At 51.4% G+C, this 1,421-nt stretch carries 1 rRNA gene (running past one end of the window); it reads right to left on the bottom strand.

Annotated elements, in window-relative coordinates:
• Window positions 1–41: 41 nt before the first annotated feature.
• Window positions 42–1,421 (bottom strand): 23S ribosomal RNA (locus AC56K1_RS22870) (it continues 1,259 nt past the right edge of the window).

The raw sequence follows: 1,421 nt of genomic DNA, 5'->3' as shown, positions 1-1,421 counted from the left end.
TGCAGCTGTATTCCTGACTTGTCTATACCTACCAAGGTTATAGGGACAAGCCGTACGGGCAATTAGTACTGGTTAGCTTAATGCATTACTGCACTTCCACACCCAGCCTATCAACGTCCTGGTCTCGAACGACCCTTCAAGGAGCTCAAGGCTCCGGGAAATCTCATCTCAAGGCAAGTTTCCCGCTTAGATGCTTTCAGCGGTTATCTCTTCCGAACTTAGCTACCCGGCAATGCCACTGGCGTGACAACCGGTACACCAGAGGTTCGTCCACTCCGGTCCTCTCGTACTAGGAGCAGCCCCCTTCAAATTTCCAACGCCCACGGCAGATAGGGACCAAACTGTCTCACGACGTTTTAAACCCAGCTCACGTACCACTTTAAATGGCGAACAGCCATACCCTTGGGACCGGCTACAGCCCCAGGATGTGATGAGCCGACATCGAGGTGCCAAACTCCCCCGTCGATATGAACTCTTGGGAGGAATCAGCCTGTTATCCCCAGAGTACCTTTTATCCGTTGAGCGATGGCCCTTCCATACAGAACCACCGGATCACTATGTCCTACTTTCGTACCTGCTCGACTTGTCGGTCTCGCAGTTAAGCACGCTTATGCCATTGCACTATCATCACGATGTCCGACCGTAATTAGCGTACCTTCGAACTCCTCCGTTACGCTTTAGGAGGAGACCGCCCCAGTCAAACTGCCTACCATGCACTGTCCCCGATCCGGATAACGGACCAAGGTTAGAACCTCAAACAAACCAGGGTGGTATTTCAAGGATGGCTCCACGAGAACTGGCGTCCCCGCTTCAAAGCCTCCCACCTATCCTACACAGATTGGTTCAAAGTCCAATGCAAAGCTACAGTAAAGGTTCATGGGGTCTTTCCGTCTAGCCGCGGGTAGATTGCATCATCACAAACATTTCAACTTCGCTGAGTCTCGGGAGGAGACAGTGTGGCCATCGTTACGCCATTCGTGCAGGTCGGAACTTACCCGACAAGGAATTTCGCTACCTTAGGACCGTTATAGTTACGGCCGCCGTTTACTGGGACTTCAATCAAGAGCTTGCACCCCATCATTTAATCTTCCAGCACCGGGCAGGCGTCACACCCTATACGTCCACTTTCGTGTTTGCAGAGTGCTGTGTTTTTATTAAACAGTCGCAGCCACCAGTTTATTGCAACCCGTTCATCCTTCCACAGTAAAGTGGTCAAACTACAAGGGCGTACCTTTTCCCGAAGTTACGGTACCAATTTGCCGAGTTCCTTCTCCCGAGTTCTCTCAAGCGCCTTAGAATACTCATCTCGCCCACCTGTGTCGGTTTGCGGTACGGTCTCGTATGACTGAAGCTTAGAGGCTTTTCTTGGAACCACTTCCGATTGCTTCAGAACCTGAGTTCCTCGTCTCGACCCCTTGAAT

Source organism: Telluria sp. ZB4P37, assembly GCF_059685855.1.
Note: the sequence above shows the minus strand (reverse complement) of the source record. Positions and strands in the feature narration are given on the sequence as shown.